Here is an 18,460-nt window from a genome sequence, read left to right on the forward strand (position 1 = left end):
CGAGGGGGCCCACCATGATGGCGGGCCCCCTCGTGTCTGTAGCGTGCGTGGATGGAGGATGGTCTGGACAGCGCTAGCCGACCCGAGCTAGCCCACTTGGTGGAGCCAGCGCACAGGGGCGCCCTCGGCAGCGTGCCGGAATGGCTCGAGCTCCTCGTCCCACGCCTCGCCGAGCGCAAGCGACAGCTCGTGATAGACGACCGTCGGGTCGCCCGCGCCGGACTCGTAGGCGTAGCGGATCCGGTCCTCCGAGATGACGATGTTGCCGTGGACATCGGTCATGCCGTGGAAGATGCCGAGTTCGGGCGTGTGGGACCAGCGTGCCCCGTCCACGCCGGCGCTGGGCTCCTCAGTCACCTCGTAGCGGAGGTGGGCCCAGCCGCGGAGCGCGGACGCGAGCTGCGCACCAGTCCCGGGAGCACCCACCCAAGAGAATTCGGCGCGGAACATCCCCGGAGCGGCTGGCTGAGCCGTCCAGTCGAGGTCCGCACGCTTGTCAACGACCGCGCCGATGGCCCACTCGACGTGGGGGCACAGCGCGCTCGGTGCTGAGTGCACGAACAGCAGACCGCGGGTCTTCACTGCAGACATTCCATCCTCCATCGCTGTCGGTACGTCTTCCCCTACGACCGTCAGCCAGGTGGTGTCCCAGCAACCTGCGGTGATGAAGTTGTCTGCCCTCCGTGCAGCCTCAGGCTGCACGGCAGGCGGTTTCGCGACCATTCTGCCTGACGTGCTGGCGATGCGCCAGTGCGCCCCGCTGTTTAGGCCCGCGGATGTGACGCAAGATAGCTCGCCCGGAGCCTCTCGACGGATACGTGGGTGTACAGCTGCGTCGTGGCGAGGCTCGCGTGGCCCAGCAGCTCCTGGACGCTGCGGAGGTCGGCTCCGCCGTCGAGGAGGTGGGTGGCTGCAGTGTGCCTCAGCGTATGGGGCCCGCTGGCTGAGGTGTCACCGAGTTCGCGAAGGGCGCGGTCGACGACGTCGCGCGCCTGGCGCTGTCCGAGCCGGCCCCCGCGCTTGCCGAGGAAGAGCGCGGCCCCGCTGCCGGCAGTGGCGAGGGCCATGCGGGCGCCGAGCCAGCGGACGAGCGCGTCGGCCGCGGGGGCGCCGAAGGGGACGGTCCGTTCCTTGTTGCCCTTGCCGAGCACGCGCAAGGTCCTGCGTTCGAGGTCGATGTCATCGATGTCGAGGCCGACCAGCTCGCCGACGCGGACTCCGGTCGCGTAGAGCAGCTCGAGGAGAGCCATGTCACGCACGGCTGCGGGGTCGCCGTCCTGCGCGGCGGCCACGGCGTCTCCCACGAGCCGCTCGGCCTGGTCCCTGTGCAGCACCTCGGGCAGGTGCTGCTGGCGCTTGGGCGCGGCGAGGCGGATCGACGGGTCGGCGTCGACGTGCCCTTCCCGCGCCGCCCACGCGAGGAACGACCTCGCGGCCGCGGACCGGCGCGCGAGGGTGGACCGCGCCAGGCCCGCCTCGCTCTGCCGGCCCAACCACCGCCTCAGCATCGGCAGGTCCACGCTGCTCAGGTCCACGGCGCCATCGTCTGCAGCCGAGGCGAGCATAGAGCGGAGGTCGGCCTCGTAGGCCCGGACGGTGTGCTCAGAACGAGCCCGTTCGAGGGCGAGGTAGCGCAGGAAGGCATCGAGTGGGCGTGCCATGGGATCGGGCACGCCGGTGGGCCTCGGCTCCGTCTGTCCCACTCGATGCCCCTTCCTACGAGCTCCACTGCGTATCGTCACCTCAACTGTGTCGATGCCCACCGAGGGCGGCAAGCCGACACGCGGCCCTAGTGGGCGCTGCGCGTCCGGTGCCAGCCGCCCTCGGTACGCTCGGCGAGACCGAGCAGGGACAGTCTTCCGAGTCCTGCCCGGATCTCCGCCTCGCTCAGGCCCGCGACCACCGCGAGGTGTTCGACCTCGGAGCCTCGCCGGACGGGGAGCGCTTCGAGAACCATGAGGTCCACGAGCGAGAGGCCGTCGTGGGGCCTCGACGGTGTCGCTTGGTCTTCCACGAGCCCCTCGCCGGTCGGGGAGATGAGTTCGAAGGCTTCCTTCGCCTCGGTGACGCACGTGGCCCCCTCCCTCAGGAGCCGGTGGCACCCCGCCGAGTTGGCGCTGTACACGGATCCGGGGACGGCCGCGACGTGACGCCCCAGCTCGACGGCCCGGCGGGCGGTGCTCAGGGCCCCAGAACGCCAGCGGGCCTCCACCACGATGGTGAGGGCGGACATCGCCGCGATGAGGCGATTCCTCTTCAGGAAGCGATGTTTGGATGGCGAAGCCCCGGGCGGCAACTCGGAGACGAGATGCCCTCGTCTGGCCACCTCACGGAGGAGCTCCTCGTGGCCCGACGGGTAGTAGCGGTCCACCCCGCCCGCGAGGATCGCCACCGTTGGCACGGAGGGACCGGAGGATGTCAGGGCGGCACGGTGGGCCTGCCCGTCGATGCCGTACGCACCCCCGCTGACGATGGTCACGCCCAGGTCCGCGAGGCCACGGGCCAGCTCCCCCGCGACCGAGAGCCCATATCCCGTGGCATCCCGTGATCCGACGACGGCCACGCTCCGGTCCGTAGCGGGCAGCGGCTCCTCCCCGCGGACCCATAGGCAGAGAGGGGCCTCGGCGCCCAAGTCTCTGAACCCGGCCGGCCACTCGCGGTCCTCCGGCGTTACGATCCTGCCCCCGAACCTGGCGATCGTCTCGAGGTCCCGCTCGGGCGCAAGCTGGGACACTCTGGGCCGCCACCTCTCGAGGGCCCCCGCCAGGGTGCCCAGCGGCGCCGACGTGCTCGATCGTCCCTGCCTCCCGCCGGACGGATCGAGCACCGCCGCCATCTCGGCGATCTCGGCGCCGGAGGCGCCGCCGGTCGCGATCCGCAGGGCCTCCGCGGGACCGAAAGCCTCCACGAGCAGAGTCCCCATTGGGTCGAGAGGCTCGAACAGGCGAGAGAGGGCCGCCCGTGCAACGCGTGTCTGGTCCATGTCTCCCCCGTCTGCGGAGCCGAGCCAGCCGCCGCGTGCCTGATGTTGGATGCTCATGCCGCCATCACCGCCTGCCTCAGCATGAGTGCCTGCCCCACTTCGTCGCTGCCGGGCCGGTCGATGCCCGCGAGATCGGCCACAGACCAGGCAAGCCGGAGCACGCGATCGAAGCCGCGGGCGGTGAGGGTGTTCGTGATCATGGCCCGGTCCAGCATTCCGGTGGCGCCCGGATCGAGGCGGAGCTGACCACGCAGCAGCCGCCCAGGGACCTGCGCGTTGGTCTCGAGCCCGAACGGCTGAAGCCGGTCAGCCTGCCTCCTCCTGGCCTCCAGCACCCGAGCGGCAACGTCCGCCGTGGTCTCGCCGATCGCACCGGCACCGAAGTCGACCGCCGAGACCTTGCTCACCGGCAGCTGGATGTCGACTCGGTCCATGAGTGGGCCGGAGATCCGCCCGAAGTACCGCATCTTGGCCTGTGCGCTGCACGTGCAGTCCAGGCCCTTGCCGGTGCCTTTGCCACATGGACATGGGTTCGCCGCAAGGACGAGCTGAAACCGCGCCGGGTACGCCGCCGTCCCAGCCATGCGGTGGATCACGAGCTCACCGCTCTCAAGCGGCTCCCGCAGCGAGTCCAGGACACGCCGGTCATACTCGGGGGCCTCGTCGAGGAACAAGACGCCGCGGTGGGCCCGGGACGCGGCCCCGGGCCGGGGCAGCCCCGACCCGCCGCCGATGATCGCGGGGGCGCTGGCTGTGTGGTGGGGACTCTCGAAGGGTGGACGGCGGATCAGGTCCTCCCGGCTGCCGGGTACCCCGGAGAGGGAGTGGATCGCCGTCACTTCCATGGCAGCCTCGTCGTCAAGGTCCGGCAGGATGCCGGGAAGCCGCTCCGCGAGCATCGTCTTGCCAGCACCCGGGGGCCCGACGAGCATGAGGTGATGGCCGCCTGCAGCGGCGACTTCGACCGCCGCGCGGGCCTCGGACTGGCCGGCCACATCGCGCAGGTCCGGCTCGCCGAGGAGGGACCGTGACCGGGCCGGACCAACGGGCCCGGACGGCGCCGCATCCCGGGCCGGTGGGATCGAGACGGCCGCCGGATCCGCTCCGAGATCGAGCGCGAGGTGCCCGAGAGACTCGTACGCGTGCACGCGGGCACCCGGCACGAGGGACGCCTCGTGCGCGTTCGCCGTTGCGACCACCACATCGGGCCGGCTGGCCCGCACGGCCGCCATCACCGCGGGGAGCACGCCCCGCACCGGCCGGAGCTGGCCGTCGAGGCCGAGCTCGGCGAGGAACACGACGCCCGCCGGCGGCCGGAGATCCCCGCCCGCCGCGAGAGAGGCCACAGCAATGGCCAAATCGAAGCCCGTCCCTCGCTTGGGCAGGGAGGCCGGAACGAGGTTCACCGTGATCTTGCGCCGGCTCAGCGGCAGTCCGCTGTTCTTCGCTGCGCTGCGGATCCGCTCGCGGGCCTCGCTCAGGGCGGAGTCCGGCAGCCCGAGGAGCACAAAGTTGGGGAGGCTCTGGCCGATGTCCGCCTCGACCTCGACGAGATAGCCGTTGAGCCCCACGAGCGCCACCCCAAGCGCCCTCCCGACCCCGGACATCAGGCCACGCCTCTGAGGTGCTCGATCACGGGCTGAGACCCCGGGGGCCCGGTCACCGCGATGACGTCAACACGCCGCGGACCGCCATCCACCCCATGCGCCGATGCCCACGCCGCGAGCAGCCGCACCAGGCGTCCCAGCTTGGCGGGGCCCACCGCCTCGAACGGGTGGCCGAAGTCCCACGAGCGCCGCGACTTCACCTCAACAGCGACAAGCGTTCCAGCGTCAGCCGCCACGATGTCAAGCTCACCGTCACGGCACCGCCAGTTGCGGTCCAAGATCGCCGCACCGGCCTCCCGCAGATAGTCCTCCGCGAGACGTTCCCCGCGCTGACCGAGTCTGTCCTTGGCTCTCATGGGACAACGCTCGCGCGGCCAGACGAACCCCGTAAGAGGGTCCGCGCCCTATGTGGACAACACGCCCGGCATGCCCCTGTGGAGGAGAAGTCAGGAACCCCTACGTGCCCAGCCCGCCCTTGGGAAGCCCCAGATCCTCGACCTTCGGCAGTTCCTCGACGTTGACGTCCTTGAAGGTAATGACCCGAACACTCTTGACGAAGCGCGCGCTGCGGTAGACATCCCAGACCCACGCGTCCTGCAGGGTCAAGTCGAAGTAGACCTCGCCGTCCGCCGAGCGAGCCTGGAGGTCTACGTGATTGGCGAGGTAGAACCGGCGCTCCGTCTCCACCACATAGCTGAACAGCGAGATGACATCCCGGTACTCGCGGTAGAGCTGCAGCTCCATGTCGGTCTCGTAGTTCTCAAGGTCTTCGGCGCTCATAGTCCTATCCTTCCATCCGCGTCCGCGTCGGCCGCCTCGGCGTCCTCATCCGCTCCTGCGCCGTCCTCCAGCACACCGAGGTGCCAGGAGCGGCGGTGGAGCAGGGTCGGGCCGTACTCGAGGATCGCCGCACGGTGCTCGGGGGTGGCGTACCCCTTGTTCACGGCCCACCCGAACCGCGGGTCGTCCATGCCGTACTCAACCATGAGGGAGTCCCTCGCCACCTTCGCCAGGATGCTGGCGGCGGCGACCGCCTGACACGACAGGTCGGCCTTGATGGTGGTCTGGACCGGGGACAGGGGCCGCGATGGCTGCGGGTCGAACAGGGACCCCTGTCCTCCTCGGGAGAGCCAGTCGTAGTTCCCGTCGAGGTGAACGGCGTCGGGGACCACGCCGGCCGCGGCGATCTCGTCGAGCGCCCTGAGGCCCGCGAGGCGGAGTGCCTCCATGATCCCGACGGCGTCGATCTCCTCGGCGCTTGCGTGGCCGACGGCGGCGCCCACGCCCCAGCTCTGGATCATCGGCACGAGCTCCACACGCCTCTCGGGGGTGAGGAGCTTGCTGTCGCGCAGCACCGTCCGGGTCACGACCCTCCGCGCATCCACGACGACGATCCCGACCGTCACGGGTCCGGCAAGGGCCCCGCGTCCCACCTCGTCGCAGCCCGCGATGAGGGGACCGTAGGCCGAGGCGAGCCGGTTCACGAAACGCAGCGTGGGCGCCGTCGTGCGTCGAGGCCCTGCCGCGGCCGCCTTGGCGAGCGGAATCCGCGGGCTCATTTCGGTGCGGGCACGTCTTTGAACGTGTCGGGGTAGCTGTCCAGCGTGCGGAGCCGGTTCAGCGGCCATGCGATGACCGCGGCTTGGCCCTCCACGTCGTCCATCGAGACGAAGCCCGAGCCCGGCTGCATCGCCTCGTGGTAGCGGGAGTCCGCGGAGTGGTTGCGATTGTCGCCCATGACCCAGATATCCCCCTGCGGGACCGTTACGTCAAACGGCACGACCCGTGGGACCTCGGCGGGGTTGACGTAGGGCTCCGTGAGGGCCTGTCCGTTGACCGTGATGTGCTGGCCGGCGTCGCAGCACACGACGTGGTCGCCGGGCAGTCCGATGACGCGCTTGATGAGGTGCTGCTGGGACGTATCGGGCAGGAGACCGACGAACTCGAGGGCGTCGGTGAGGGGGTTCGAGGGTGTCTGTGGAACGGCGGGCAGCCACCCCTTGGTGTCCTTGAACACGACCACGTCGCCGCGGTGGAGGGGCGAATTCCGTGGCACGAAGAGGTTCACGAAGATCCTGTCGTTCTCCTCGAGGGTCGGCACCATCGACTCAGACGGGATGTAGAACGCCTTGAACAGGAACGTCTTGATGAGGAAGGACAGGACGATCGCGACGCCGAGGATGATGGCGATCTCCCTGAGCCAGGCCATCAGACCGCCGCGCTTGGGGGCGCGGTGACCGGATCCCGAATCGGCCGATTCCGGATCCGCGCCCGTTGACTCGGGTCCGGCGTGTCGGCTGCGCATCAGTGGGTATCCTCCGGAGTCTGGTGGGTGGTCAACCCGCCCAATCTATCAAGTGGCCACAGGATCGCCACCGGGCGCCCGATCACCTTGTCGGCGCGGACGAGCCCGCCGCCCGGCGCACCGAGCAGGGCGCGCGAGTCCGAGGATTCCGAGCGGTGGTCGCCCAGCAGCCAGAGGCGTCCCGCGGGCACGACGACGTCGAATGGCTGGATGCTCGGCGCGTCCCCCGGGTAGACGTACGGCTCGACGAGCGGCTGCCCGTTCACCTCGATTTTCCCCGCAGCCGTGCAGCAGCGGACGTGGTCGCCTCCGACGCCGATCACGCGCTTGACGTACACGGTCTCGTTGGGCACGATCCCGAACCACTCGCCCGCCCCCTGGACGAGGTCGCCGACCCATCCCCGCCCGGAGTTCAGGGGCGCGAAGGAGCCGCGGCCGTCGAAGACCACGACGTCGCCGCGGCGGATCGGCTCCTGGTCGATGAGGGAGCGCGCGACGGCGATCCGGTCACCGGGCGCAAGGAGCGGCTCCATGGAACCGGACGGGATGTAGAAGACGTCGAAGAGCGCCGCCCGGATCACGCCCCAGACGACGAGGGCGAGGACGATGGCCACAACGACCGAACGCCAGCCCCGCAGGCGGGACTGGCGTTCTGGTCGTGCCACGGTTTCTGCCATGGAGACGGTGAGCACGCGTGGGCAGCGCTGAGGCTACTTGGCGTTGCTGTAGTCGCGCTTCTCCTTGATCTTCGCGGCCTTGCCGCGGAGCTCACGCATGTAGTAGAGCTTCGCGCGGCGCACATCGCCCTTGGTCACGACCTCGATCTTGTCGATGATCGGGGAGTGCACCGGGAAGGTACGCTCCACGCCGACACCGAAGGAGACCTTGCGGACCGTGAAGGTCTCGCGCACGCCGTGGCCCTGGCGGCCGACGACGAAGCCCTGGAAGACCTGGACGCGGGAGTTCTTGCCCTCGATGATGTTCACGTGCACCTTGAGGGTGTCACCGGGGGCGAACACCGGGATGTCGGAGCGCAGCGAGGCGGCGTCGACAGCGTCGAGAATGTTCATGATCTTCTCCTGGCAGATGCCACAGGCCACCTGCTTTGGTGGTAGGCACGCGCCGCGCGTGGGCGGCGGAGCCCGAATCCTTGACCGCCAGCCGAAAGTCCCGGCAAGGCGGCGTGTCCGTCCCGTTGGCCAGGGCCCCCTGTGGCAGGTCCCGTGCCCGGCAGACACAACGATCAATTGTGCCACAGCGTGCGGGCACCGCGCACATCGGGCACCGCACGTCGGGCAACGCCCAGGTCAGGCCCGGCGCAACCGCCCGTCGGCGACCTCGTAGCCCAGCTCGCGCAGCACCGACCGCTCGGCCTTCCCGTAGGGCGCCGCATCCGCGCCGTCCAGCAGCTCCGGCCGCCGCGCCGCGGTGCGCCGCAGCTGCTGCTCGACGCGCCACGCGGCGATCCTGCCGTGGTTGCCGGACAGCAGGATCTCGGGGACCTCATGGCCGCGCCACGAGGACGGCTTCGTGTACACGGGATACTCGAGGAGGCCGTCGGCATGGGACTCCTCGACGAGCGACTCTGGATTGCCCACCACGCCGGGCACGAGCCTGCCAATCGCCTCGACCATGGCCATGACGGCGACCTCTCCCCCATTGAGGACGTAGTCCCCGATGCTCACGGGGCGGACGTCGAACCCCTCCGACGCCCACTCCAGGACGCGCTCGTCGATGCCCTCGTACCTGCCGCACGCGAACGCGAGCGTGGGCTCCTCTGCCAGCTCGTAGGCCATCGCCTGGGTGAACACGGCCCCGGCCGGGGACGGCACGATCAGGACCGGACGGCGGGAGGCGACCGGGCCGGCGTCGTGCGCTCGGCCCGCCCCGGGCACGCCCGACTGTTCGGCGCGCACCTTCTCGAGGGCGAGCGCCCACGGCTCGGCCTTCATCACCATGCCGGCGCCGCCGCCGTAGGGCGTGTCGTCCACGGTGTGGTGGCGGTCGAAGGTGAAGTCGCGCAGGTCATGGACGGCCACGCTCAGGAGGCCGTCCTCCTGGGCGCGGCCGAGCAGCGACAGCCGCAGCGGGGCCAAGTAGTCGGGGAAGATGCTGACGACGTCGATCCGCATCTATGCCTCCCGATTGAGCTCGAAGAGCCCGGGCGGGGGCACCACGACGACGAATCCCCCCTCGAGGTCCACCTCGGGCACGATCTCCTCGACGAAGGGCACGAGCACCTCGCCGTGGGGGGTGTCCACGACGAGGAGGTCTTGGACCGGCATGGTCTGCAGCGCGGCCACGGTCCCCACGTCCTGGCCGTCGACGCGGACGGCCAGGCCGACGAGCTCGTGCTCGTACCAGCCCTCGTCGTCGTCCTCGAGCTCCTCAGTGTCCACGAACAGCTTGGCCCCGCGGAGCTCTTCGGCGCGGTTGCGGTCTGGGACCTCCGCGAAGGACAGGAGGAGGATGTCCTTGTTCCACCGGGCACTGCGCAGCGTGAGGGGGCCGTGGGACGCGGGCTCGACCGTGAACTGGATGCCCGGCACGAAGCGGTCCTCCGGGGCGTCCGTGAGGACCTGGGCGGTCACCTCACCGCGGATGCCGTGCGGCTTGCCGATCCTGGCGACCTGGACGTGCATGCTTCTCGTGCTCCTGACATCGTGGAAAATACACACTGCTTGAAAGTTCCTGCGGAGACGGCTCCGGCCCCTCAACCCTAGCGGGGAGAGGGGCCGGATTGGCCTTGCGGGCGGCGTGACGCCTACCGGCGGCGGTCGGTGTCCACGACGTCGACCCGGACCTGCTCGCCGTCGGCGAGGGCTGCGACCACGGTGCGCAGTGCGCGGGCGGTGCGGCCCTGACGGCCGATGACGCGGCCCAGATCATCTTGGTGGACGCGCACCTCGAGGATGTCGCCGCGGCGGTTGGACTTCGCCTGGACCGCCACATCATCCGGGTTGTCCACGATGCCGCGGACCAGGTGCTCGAGTGCCTCGGCGAGCAATCTACTCGGCCTCGGCGGCGGCCTCGGCGGGAGCCTCCTCCTTGGCAGCCTTCGGCGCCTCGGGGAGGATCACGGAGCCCTTCTCGGGGGCCACGAAGGCCTCCTTGCCCTTCGCCGTCTTCAGCGTGCCCTCGGTGCCCGGGAGGCCCTTGAACTTCTGCCAGTCACCCGTGATCTTGAGGATGGCCGCGACCTGCTCGGTCGGCTGGGCGCCGACACCGAGCCAGTACTGGGCACGCTCGGAGTTGACCTCGATGAACGAGGGCTCCTCGGTGGGGTGGTACTTGCCGATCTCCTCGATCGCACGGCCATCGCGCTTGGTGCGCGAGTCGGCGACGACGATGCGGTAGTACGGGGCGCGCATCTTGCCGAAGCGCTTGAGTCGAATCTTAACGGCCACTGTTGTGGTCACTCCTGTATCTGCACATGAGGCGAGCCCGGACTTTTCCGCTCCCGTGGGGCGGGCCGTACTTTGTCAGGGCTCAGATGGACGCAATGGGCACGGAGAGAGGGGGCCGCGCACATCGAGTACCTGACCATTGTGCCACAGATGCCGGGCGATTCAGGAGCTGGCCCAGACGTACAGCTCCTGCCTGTCGGAATTGTCGACGTCGGCGGCGAGCTTTGCGAGCTGCTCGACGTAGCCGTAGGCCTCCTGGGCATCGAAGGGAAGGTCTTCCTGGTCGACCCAGGCGGCGGCGACGCGCTCGACGGCGTCGCCCTCGCCCTCCTCGGACTCGTAGCCGAGGAGCTCGGCGAGGGCACGGACCATCGTGGCCGGGACCGCGAGCAGGCTGTCCGAGCCGACATCGACCATGGTCAGCTCGTAGTCGGCGCCCGGGGCGTGCACCGCAGCGCCCACGAGGGTGCCGAGCTGCTCGATCTCGTAGTCGGAGACCCCGGGGATGCGGAGCCCCCCGTTGTCGTCGGCATCGGCGACCCCGCCGTCCAGCTCGGCGGCACGGCTGATGGCATCGGCGTGGGTGGAGACGAAGATCTCGGCGAAGGGACTGGGAGCGGACACTGTTTCCCCCTCTACGGGCACTGGGCGGATCGCCCCGGTTAAGCGACTCAACGTGCCCGCGGCAACCGCGGACACGTTGAGCGTAGCGCAGCCGGTCTCAGGCTTCCACGACGGCCATGCGGATCTGGTTGCGCCACGGATCCTCGAAGCGGAGCTCCGCGCCGGTGTGCTGCGTGGAGATGCCCGCGACCTTGAGCCGGTCGGCCGCTGCGAGCACGTCGTCCTGCCCGGGAACGCCGATGAGCACCTCGCCGAGGCCGAGCGTGTCCTTGCGGGGGCCGGCGCCGCGGGAGTTCCACACGTTCATGGCCATGTGGTGGTGGTACCCGCCCGCGGAGACGAAGAGGGCCTGGCCGTGCCACCCCGACGTCTTCTCGAACCCGAGGGTGTCGACGTAGAACGCGTGGGCGGTCTCGACGTCACCGACCTGGAGGTGGACGTGGCCGATCCCGGCCGCAGAATCCCGCTGGCCGCCCAGGGACGCCTCGGTGAGGTTCTGGTTGAGGAAGGCCTGCGGAGGCAGCGGAAGGCTGTCCATGACGACCTCGCCGCCGCTCCACCGCCACGTGTCGCGAGGCTTGTCGAAGTAGAGCTCGACCCCGTTGCCCTCGGGGTCGGTGAAGTAGAAGGCCTCGGAGACGAGGTGGTCGGCGCTGCCGGCGAAGAGGCGCGGATCATACTGCGCGGCCGTGGCGACGGTCGCCGCGAGGTCCGCACGGTTGTCGAAGAGGATCGCGGTGTGGAAGAGGCCCGCTTCGCCGCGCCCGGGGATCTGCAGGCCGGCGGCGGGGCTCAGGTGGATCACCGGGAGCCCCTTGCGACCGAGGTAGACGCCGCCGAGGGACTCGGTGATCGGCACGAGGCCGAGGGCCCGCTCGTAGTAGTCGAGCATGAGCTTCATGTCGCCGACCTTGAGCATCACGGTGCCCATCGTCAGGTCGGCGGGGAGGATGTCTCGGGCAGGCGGGGTGGGACGGGAGGTTGCGGCGGGAGTCGCTGAAGTCACGGGGTGCTCCTGGTGTGGTTGGTCCGCATCAAGTCTACATTTACTTGAAGCTTCAATCAACCTCGGATATTCCCACGCTGCCCCTGTGCCAACGGATCGCTGTGGCCAGCGATCCGCGCGCCCTCGCGCAGCACGTGCAGTGGCGAGGCGAGTGCCGTCACGTCCCGCCGGGGATCTGCGGCATAGAGCACGACGTCGGCCGGGTCGCCTTCGCCGATCCCCGCCGCCCCCCAGCCACGCGCGCGCACCCCAGGAGGCCGCGTCGAGCGCCGCGGGGAGGCCGATCGCCCTCGCGAGCTCGGCAACCTCGTCCGCGATCCGACCGTGGGCGATCACGGTGCCCGCGTCCGTGCCGGCGTAGATTGGCACCCCGGCTGCGTGCGCCGCGGCGATCCGCTCGTGGCGGCCCTCCCACAGGGCGCGCATGTGCGCCGCGTACCGCGGGAACTTCGCCTCGCCGCGGGCGGCGATCTGGGGGAACGTGGCGACGTTCACGAGCGTCGGGACGATGGGGATCCCCGCCTCCGCGAGCCGCGGGATGTGCCGGGTCTGGAGCCCGGTGGCGTGCTCGAGGCAATCGATGCCCGCGTCGAGGAGAGCATCGATCGTCTCCTCAGCGAACGTGTGCGCGGTGACGCGCGCACCCTCCTCGTGCGCCGCGGCGACGGCCTCACGCACGACGCCGGCCGGGAACGCGGGTCCTAGGTCGCCGGCGTCCCGGTCGATCCAGTCCGCGACGATCTTGACCCATCCGTCGCCGGCGCGGGCCTGGACCCGGACCGCGTCGACGAGGTCCTCCGGCTCGACCTCGAGCGCGAGGCCGCGCAGGTAGCGGCGGGACCTCGCGAGGTGGCGCCCCGCGCGCACGAGGCGGGGCGCGCCGTCGTGCGCCTGCAGCCAGCGGGTATCGGTGGGGCTGCCGCAGTCCCGCACGAGCAGCACCCCCGCGGCGGCCTCGGCCCGGGCATGGGCGAGCGCCGCGTCGCGGTCGGGTGCGCCGCCCGGCACGAGCCCGATGTGGCAGTGCGCGTCGACCAGTCCGGGGAGGACCCACCCGGCGACGGTCTCGGCGGGGCCGGGCGGAGCCGTGTAGGTCATGCGCCCGCCCACGATCCAGGCCTCCGGACGCTCCTCGTGGGGTCCGAGCAAGACAGGGCCGGTCAGGTGGATGACGCTGTGCATGCGCCCAGCCTATCGACCGTGCTAGGGTCCAACGCGTCCACACGGGTGCCCTCGCAAGGGCTGAGATCAGGCTGGCGCGGCCTGCGACCGTCGAACCTGTCCGGGTCATGCCGGCGTAGGAAGTGAGAACTCTCGTGAGTACACACATGCACGAACAGCACCCTGCCCACTCGCTCGCCTTCATCGAGGATTCCGAGCACGGGATCCGCGTCCCCGTCACCGAGATCGCACTCGAGGACTCCCCAGCGGCTCGGCCAACGCGCCGCTGCGGGTCTGGACCTCCGGCCCCGGGAGCGATCCCGTCGTGGGGCTGCCGGCGTTCCGGTCGGCCTGGATCGCCGAGCGCGGCGATACGGAGGAATACTCGGGCCGGGAAAGGAACCTGCTCGACGACGGCCGCTCGGCCGTGCGGCGCGGGGCGGCCTCCGAGGAATGGAAGGGCGCCAGGCCCGCCCCGTTGCGGGCCCGACCCGGACGGCGGGTGACGCAGATGCACTACGCGCGGGCCGGCGTCGTGACCCCCGAGATGCGCTACGTGGCGCTGCGCGAGGGGTGCGACGTCGAGCTGGTCCGCTCCGAGGTCGCCGCAGGCCGGGCGATCATCCCGAGCAACATCAACCACCCCGAATCCGAGCCGATGGTGATCGGCAAGGCCTTCCTGGTCAAGATCAACGCGAACATCGGCAACTCCGCCGTGACGTCCTCGATCGCCGAGGAGGTCGACAAGCTCCAGTGGGCCACCATGTGGGGCGCGGACACCGTCATGGACCTCTCGACCGGCGACGACATCCACACCACCCGCGAGTGGATCATCCGCAACTCCCCCGTCCCGATCGGCACCGTGCCGATCTACCAGGCGCTCGAGAAGGTCAACGGCGACGCGTCCGCGCTCACGTGGGAGGTCTTCCGTGACACCGTGATCGAGCAGTGCGAGCAGGGCGTCGACTACATGACGATCCACGCGGGCGTGCTCCTGCGCTACGTCCCCCTCACGGCCGATCGGGTCACGGGCATCGTCTCGCGCGGCGGCTCGATCATGGCCGGCTGGTGCCTCGCACACCACGAGGAGAACTTCCTCTACACCCATTTCGACGAACTGTGCGAGATCTTCGCCCAGTACGACGTCGCGTTCTCACTCGGCGACGGGCTCCGGCCGGGCTCGACGGCGGACGCGAACGACGCCGCGCAGTTCGCCGAGCTCGACACGCTCGCCGAACTGACGAAGCGGGCCTGGCAGTACGACGTCCAGGTGATGGTCGAGGGGCCGGGGCACATCCCGTTCCACCTGGTCCGCGAGAACGTCGAGCGGCAGCAGGAGCTGTGCGACGGCGCGCCCTTCTACACGCTCGGCCCGCTCGTGACCGATGTCGCGCCGGGCTACGACCACATCACCTCGGCCATCGGGGCCACGGAGATCGCGCGGTACGGCACCGCGATGCTCTGCTACGTCACGCCCAAGGAACATCTGGGCCTGCCGAACAAGGACGACGTCAAGACGGGCGTCATCACCTACAAGATCGCCGCGCACGCGGCGGACCTCGCCAAGGGGCACCCCGGCGCGCACGAGCGCGACGACGCGCTGTCCAAGGCGCGCTTCGAGTTCCGGTGGCGGGACCAGTTCTCGCTCTCGCTCGACCCGGCCACCGCCGAGGCGTTCCACGACGAGACCCTCCCCGCCGAGCCCGCCAAGACCGCGCACTTCTGCTCGATGTGCGGGCCGAAGTTCTGCTCGATGCGCATCTCTCAGGACATCCGCAACGAGTTCGGGTCCAAGGAGGCGCAGGAGGCGATCGCGGGGATGGCGTCCAAGTCCGCGGAGTTCCTCGCCTCCGGCGGCAAGGTGTACCTGCCGGAGACCATAGCGGTCGGCGCGCCGGAGTAGCCCGCCCCCGCCGAGGTGGGGCCCAGACCGCCGAAGTGGGGGCCCTGACCGGCGAGGCGGGGGTCGCGTCCCCCATGTCAGCGGTCTGGCCGGCGCGACGAGGGGGCGCCTCCCAGCGGGAGGCGCCCCCTCGGCGTCGCGCGTGCAGTGGCTACTTCCCGAGGTACTTCTCGAAGCCCTTGGGGAGGTTGAGCGAGGACGGGTCGAAGTCCTGGTTCTGGGCACCGCCGAACGAGGAGCCCTGGGCGTCGAGGGCCTTGGAGGCGCCGGCGGCCCGACGGGCCTCGGCCTCGCGGAGCTGCTGCGCGGCCTTGGCCGGGTTCCCCGACTTCGCCTTCTTCTTGCCCTTGGCCGGGCCCTTCTTCGCCCCGCCGAAGCCTCCGGGCCCGGGCATGCCCGGCATCCCGGGGATGCCGCCACCCTGGGCCATCTTGCGCATCATCTTCTGCGCCTGCCCGAACCGCTCGAGGAGGCCGTTGACCTCGGACACGTGCACGCCGGAGCCCTTCGCGATGCGGGCGCGGCGGGAGCCGTTGATGATCTTGGGGGCCACACGCTCGTGCGGGGTCATGGAGCGGACGATCGCCTCGACGCGGTCGATCTCGCGCTCGTCGAACTGCTCGAGCTGCTGCCGGAAGTTCTGGGCCCCCGGCATCATCATGAGCATCTTCTTCATCGAGCCCATCTTGCGGATCTGCTGCATCTGGGCGAGGAAGTCCTCGAGCGTGAAGTCCTCCTGGTCGACGAACTTCTTCGCCATCCGGGCGGCTTCGTCCTTGTCCCAGTTCTTCTCCGCCTGCTCGATGAGCGTCAGGACGTCGCCCATGTCGAGAATGCGCGAGGCCATGCGGTCCGGGTGGAACAGCTCGAAGTCGTCGAGGCCCTCGCCCGTGGAGGCGAACATGACCGGGCGGCCGGTCACCGACGCGACGGAGAGGGCCGCGCCGCCGCGCGCGTCGCCGTCGAGCTTCGAGAGCACGACACCGGTGAAGTCAACGCCCTCCTCGAAGGCCTTGGCCGTGTTGACGGCGTCCTGGCCGATCATCGCGTCGATGACGAACAGGACCTCGTCCGGGTTCACGGCGGCACGGATGTCCGCCGCCTGCTGCATCATCTCGGCATCGACGCCGAGGCGCCCGGCCGTGTCGACAATGACGACGTCGTGGAGCTTCGCCCGTGCCTCGGCCACGCCGTCCCGCGCGACGGCGACGGGATTGCCCGTGGGCGCCTCAAACTCGGACTGCACTCCGGGGTGGGGGGCATAGACGGCGACGCCGGCGCGCTGGCCGACCACCTGGAGCTGCGTGACGGCGTTGGGCCGCTGGAGGTCGGCTGCGACGAGGATCGGCGAGTGGCCCTGCCCCTTCAGCCACTTGGCCAGCTTGCCCGCGAGGGTCGTCTTGCCTGCGCCCTGGAGGCCCGCGAGCATGATGACGGTGGGCGGGTTCTTCGCGAGCCGGAGGCGGCGGGTCTCGCCGCCGAGGATCGCCTGGAGCTCCTCGTTGACGATCTTGACGACCTGCTGGCTCGGGTTCAGGGCCCCCGAGACCTCGGCGCCGAGCGCGCGTTCGCGGATGCGGCCCGCGAAGTCGCGGACCACGGGCACCGCCACGTCGGCGTCGAGGAGGGCGCGACGGATCTCGCGGACGGTGGCGTCGACATCCGCCTCGCTCAGGCGGCCCTTGCCGCGGAGATTCTTGAACGTCGCAGTCAGACGGTCCGAGAGGGAGTTGAACACGTGCCCCAGTCGCTTTCAGTCGAGGTTCGGTGAGCCCGTCTGCCGGGCCATGGTGGCCGACAGACGGCGGCCGACCCGCCGAGGGGCGGGTTCCGGCCATCCTTAAGGTTACCAACCAGCCGGGGGTGGCATGCTGGGGCCCGTGACGACGCACACATCGGATACAGCACAGAGCACCCCAGACGCAGCGCAGACCGCCGCGGCCACGGACCAGGGTTCCTCCCCCGCGGTGCGCAGCCTCCTGATTCTCGGCGCCTCGGGCGACCTGACGGGGCGCCTTCTCTTCCCGGGCCTCGCACGCCTGCTGGCCACGGGAAGGCACGCCGGCCTCACGGTCGTGGGCGCGGGCGCGGACGCATGGACCCCACAGCAGTGGAGCGAGCGCGTCCACGACGCCACCGAGGACGCCCTCAAGGACGCCACGGACGCAGGCCGCGAAGAGCTCGAACGCGTCCGCCGGGAGTCGACCTACGAGCAGCTGGATGTCACCGCGCCCGGCGCCCTCGGAGGGGCGCTCGCAAAGCTGCCGGCCCCCGTCGCCGTCTACTTCGCCCTGCCGCCGGCGATCACCCAGAAGGCGTGCGGCCTCCTGAAGGCCTCGGACCTCCCGGACGGCACCCGGCTGGTCCTCGAGAAGCCGTTCGGTTCCTCCGAGGCCTCGGCAGCACAGCTCAACGACACGCTGCGCCGGCTCGTCCCCGAGGGCCGGATCCACCGGGTGGACCACTTCCTGGGCAAGGGAACGGTCCTGAACATCCTGGGCCTGCGCTTCGCGAACAACTTCCTCGAGCCCGTCTGGAACCGAGACCACATCGAGAAGGTGGAGGTCGTCTTCGACGAGGACCTCGCCCTCGAGGGCCGCGCGGGCTACTACGACAGGGCCGGCGCCCTGCGGGACATGATCCAGAGCCACCTCCTGGAGGTCCTGGCCATCCTGGCGATGGACGCCCCGGCTCACCTGGACGAGCGCGACCTCCGAGACCGCATCAGCACCGTGCTGCGCTCGGCCCGCATCGAGGAGCCATTCACCTCGTCCACACGGCGCGCCCGCTACACCGCCGGCAGCATCGCCGGACGGGACGTGCCGGACTACACGGCCGAGCCGGGCGTCGACGCGTCCCGCAACACGGAGACGCTCGCCGAGGTCACCGTGACGCTCGAGAGCTGGCGCTGGGCAGGCGTGCCGTTCATCCTCCGCTCGGGCAAGGCCCTGGGCACGAAGCGCAAGGAGGCGGTCGTCACCTTCAAGCCCGTCCCGCACCTGCCGACGGGCTTCCACGGCGTGGACGAGCCCAACCGCCTCCGGATCGGGTTCGGCCCGGACGTGCTCCAGCTCGACGTCGACGTCAACGGCCCCGGCGACGTGCTCAGCCTCAACCGCGTCACACTCGACGCCGACCTGGCCGAGACCGATCTCCTGCCCTACGGCGAGGTGCTCGACGGCGTGCTCAACGGCGACCCGCTGCTCTCCGTGCGCGGCGACACGGCCGAGAGCTGCTGGCGCATCCTCGAGCCGGTCCTGGACGCGTGGGCCGCAGACGAGGTACCGATGGAGACCTACGCCGCCGGCACGCCCGGACCGGCGGATTGGCCGACGTCGGCGAAGGGCGAGGACGGCACCGACGGCCGCATGGAGGGCCCCAGCTCGGCAGGCGACGCCTGAGGTCCCTCCTTGGCATGGTCGCGAGCACCGCGACGAGGAGGCGGGCGACGGCGGGCGCGCACC

General features: G+C 70.4%; 18 protein-coding genes, 2 pseudogenes and 1 riboswitch. Of the genes and pseudogenes, 2 read left to right on the forward strand and 18 right to left on the reverse strand.

Annotated elements, in window-relative coordinates; all coding sequences use genetic code 11:
* Positions 1–87: 87 nt before the first annotated feature.
* From SCMU_RS11735 to SCMU_RS20890, 17 genes and pseudogenes are all read right to left on the reverse strand, one after another.
* A complete protein-coding gene (locus SCMU_RS11735; RefSeq protein WP_240550059.1) occupies positions 88–591 on the reverse strand; it encodes a DUF3145 domain-containing protein in 504 nt (167 codons plus the stop codon).
* Positions 592–764: 173 nt separating this feature from the next.
* Positions 765–1,661 carry a tyrosine recombinase XerC gene (locus SCMU_RS11740; RefSeq protein ID WP_229233029.1) on the reverse strand — a complete coding sequence of 299 codons (897 nt, stop codon included), beginning with the start codon at positions 1,659–1,661 and terminating at the stop codon, positions 765–767.
* A gap of 128 nt (positions 1,662–1,789) precedes the next feature.
* Entirely contained in the window at positions 1,790–3,040 is a 1,251-nt protein-coding gene (gene dprA, locus SCMU_RS11745; protein WP_229229333.1) for a DNA-processing protein DprA, read from the reverse strand.
* Positions 3,037–4,590: a YifB family Mg chelatase-like AAA ATPase gene (locus tag SCMU_RS11750; protein ID WP_229229334.1), complete on the reverse strand. Its 1,554-nt coding sequence runs from the start codon at positions 4,588–4,590 to the stop codon at positions 3,037–3,039. The genes dprA and SCMU_RS11750 overlap by 4 nt, the downstream gene beginning before the upstream one ends.
* Positions 4,590–4,946, reverse strand: a complete 357-nt coding sequence (locus SCMU_RS11755; protein ID WP_229229335.1) for a YraN family protein — start codon at positions 4,944–4,946, stop codon at positions 4,590–4,592. Before SCMU_RS11755 ends, SCMU_RS11750 begins: the two co-directional genes overlap by 1 nt.
* A 100-nt stretch (positions 4,947–5,046) precedes the next feature.
* Positions 5,047–5,370: a DUF2469 domain-containing protein gene (locus tag SCMU_RS11760; protein ID WP_208712739.1), complete on the reverse strand. Its 324-nt coding sequence runs from the start codon at positions 5,368–5,370 to the stop codon at positions 5,047–5,049.
* Positions 5,367–6,149, reverse strand: a complete 783-nt coding sequence (rnhB, locus tag SCMU_RS11765) for a ribonuclease HII (protein ID WP_229229336.1) — start codon at positions 6,147–6,149, stop codon at positions 5,367–5,369. Before rnhB ends, SCMU_RS11760 begins: the two co-directional genes overlap by 4 nt.
* The gene (lepB, locus tag SCMU_RS11770) at positions 6,146–6,895 is read right to left on the reverse strand and encodes a signal peptidase I (protein WP_229229337.1); all 750 of its coding nucleotides are present in this window, start codon (positions 6,893–6,895) and stop codon (positions 6,146–6,148) included. The genes rnhB and lepB (SCMU_RS11770) overlap by 4 nt, the downstream gene beginning before the upstream one ends.
* Positions 6,895–7,560, reverse strand: coding sequence for a signal peptidase I (gene lepB, locus SCMU_RS11775; RefSeq protein ID WP_229229338.1), 666 nt, complete (start codon positions 7,558–7,560; stop codon positions 6,895–6,897). The genes lepB (SCMU_RS11770) and lepB (SCMU_RS11775) overlap by 1 nt, the downstream gene beginning before the upstream one ends.
* Positions 7,561–7,605: 45 nt before the next feature.
* Positions 7,606–7,965: a 50S ribosomal protein L19 gene (gene rplS, locus SCMU_RS11780; protein ID WP_229229339.1), complete on the reverse strand. Its 360-nt coding sequence runs from the start codon at positions 7,963–7,965 to the stop codon at positions 7,606–7,608.
* 237 nt (positions 7,966–8,202) lie between these two features.
* Positions 8,203–9,027: a tRNA (guanosine(37)-N1)-methyltransferase TrmD gene (trmD, locus tag SCMU_RS11785; RefSeq protein ID WP_229229340.1), complete on the reverse strand. Its 825-nt coding sequence runs from the start codon at positions 9,025–9,027 to the stop codon at positions 8,203–8,205.
* On the reverse strand, positions 9,028–9,537 hold the full coding sequence (gene rimM, locus SCMU_RS11790; RefSeq protein WP_229229341.1) for a ribosome maturation factor RimM: 510 nt from the start codon (positions 9,535–9,537) through the stop codon (positions 9,028–9,030).
* Positions 9,538–9,659: 122 nt separating this feature from the next.
* On the reverse strand, positions 9,660–9,902 hold the full coding sequence (locus SCMU_RS11795) for an RNA-binding protein (protein WP_229229342.1): 243 nt from the start codon (positions 9,900–9,902) through the stop codon (positions 9,660–9,662).
* A gap of 1 nt (position 9,903) precedes the next feature.
* Complete coding sequence (rpsP, locus tag SCMU_RS11800) at positions 9,904–10,302, reverse strand: 30S ribosomal protein S16 (protein ID WP_229229343.1); 399 nt, start codon at positions 10,300–10,302, stop codon at positions 9,904–9,906.
* Between the two features lie 162 nt (positions 10,303–10,464).
* Entirely contained in the window at positions 10,465–10,926 is a 462-nt protein-coding gene (locus tag SCMU_RS11805) for a hypothetical protein (RefSeq protein WP_229229344.1), read from the reverse strand.
* Between the two features lie 97 nt (positions 10,927–11,023).
* Positions 11,024–11,857 carry a VOC family protein gene (locus tag SCMU_RS20885; RefSeq protein ID WP_338027616.1) on the reverse strand — a complete coding sequence of 278 codons (834 nt, stop codon included), beginning with the start codon at positions 11,855–11,857 and terminating at the stop codon, positions 11,024–11,026.
* A gap of 131 nt (positions 11,858–11,988) precedes the next feature.
* A pseudogene (locus tag SCMU_RS20890) lies at positions 11,989–13,114 on the reverse strand (amidohydrolase family protein).
* Positions 13,115–13,145: 31 nt separating this feature from the next.
* A riboswitch (TPP riboswitch) is annotated at positions 13,146–13,253 on the forward strand.
* A gap of 7 nt (positions 13,254–13,260) precedes the next feature.
* Here SCMU_RS20890 and thiC point away from each other — a divergent pair.
* A pseudogene (gene thiC / locus SCMU_RS11815) lies at positions 13,261–14,996 on the forward strand (phosphomethylpyrimidine synthase ThiC).
* Between the two features lie 151 nt (positions 14,997–15,147).
* Here thiC and ffh read toward each other — a convergent pair.
* Positions 15,148–16,734 carry a signal recognition particle protein gene (ffh, locus tag SCMU_RS11820; RefSeq protein WP_229229346.1) on the reverse strand — a complete coding sequence of 529 codons (1,587 nt, stop codon included), beginning with the start codon at positions 16,732–16,734 and terminating at the stop codon, positions 15,148–15,150.
* A gap of 229 nt (positions 16,735–16,963) precedes the next feature.
* Here ffh and SCMU_RS11825 point away from each other — a divergent pair, with 229 nt between their 5' ends.
* Positions 16,964–18,397 (forward strand): glucose-6-phosphate dehydrogenase, encoded by a 1,434-nt coding sequence (locus tag SCMU_RS11825; RefSeq protein WP_443020312.1) that lies wholly within the window; start codon positions 16,964–16,966, stop codon positions 18,395–18,397.
* The last annotated feature ends 63 nt before the right edge of the window (positions 18,398–18,460 follow it).

This window comes from Sinomonas cyclohexanicum (assembly GCF_020886775.1).
GTDB classification, from domain to species: domain Bacteria; phylum Actinomycetota; class Actinomycetes; order Actinomycetales; family Micrococcaceae; genus Sinomonas; species Sinomonas cyclohexanicum.

Bases quoted from the DNA above. Each gene is read 5' to 3' on its own strand.
- SCMU_RS11735 (WP_240550059.1), bottom strand. From the start codon at position 591: ATGTCTGCAGTGAAGACCCGCGGTCTGCTGTTCGTGCACTCAGCACCG.
- SCMU_RS11740 (WP_229233029.1), bottom strand. From the start codon at position 1,661: ATGGCACGCCCACTCGATGCCTTCCTGCGCTACCTCGCCCTCGAACGG.
- dprA (WP_229229333.1), bottom strand. From the start codon at position 3,040: ATGAGCATCCAACATCAGGCACGCGGCGGCTGGCTCGGCTCCGCAGAC.
- SCMU_RS11750 (WP_229229334.1), bottom strand. From the start codon at position 4,590: ATGTCCGGGGTCGGGAGGGCGCTTGGGGTGGCGCTCGTGGGGCTCAAC.
- SCMU_RS11755 (WP_229229335.1), bottom strand. From the start codon at position 4,946: ATGAGAGCCAAGGACAGACTCGGTCAGCGCGGGGAACGTCTCGCGGAG.
- SCMU_RS11760 (WP_208712739.1), bottom strand. From the start codon at position 5,370: ATGAGCGCCGAAGACCTTGAGAACTACGAGACCGACATGGAGCTGCAG.
- rnhB (WP_229229336.1), bottom strand. From the start codon at position 6,149: ATGAGCCCGCGGATTCCGCTCGCCAAGGCGGCCGCGGCAGGGCCTCGA.
- lepB (WP_229229337.1), bottom strand. From the start codon at position 6,895: ATGCGCAGCCGACACGCCGGACCCGAGTCAACGGGCGCGGATCCGGAA.
- rplS (WP_229229339.1), bottom strand. From the start codon at position 7,965: ATGAACATTCTCGACGCTGTCGACGCCGCCTCGCTGCGCTCCGACATC.
- trmD (WP_229229340.1), bottom strand. From the start codon at position 9,027: ATGCGGATCGACGTCGTCAGCATCTTCCCCGACTACTTGGCCCCGCTG.
- rimM (WP_229229341.1), bottom strand. From the start codon at position 9,537: ATGCACGTCCAGGTCGCCAGGATCGGCAAGCCGCACGGCATCCGCGGT.
- SCMU_RS20885 (WP_338027616.1), bottom strand. From the start codon at position 11,857: ATGGGCACCGTGATGCTCAAGGTCGGCGACATGAAGCTCATGCTCGAC.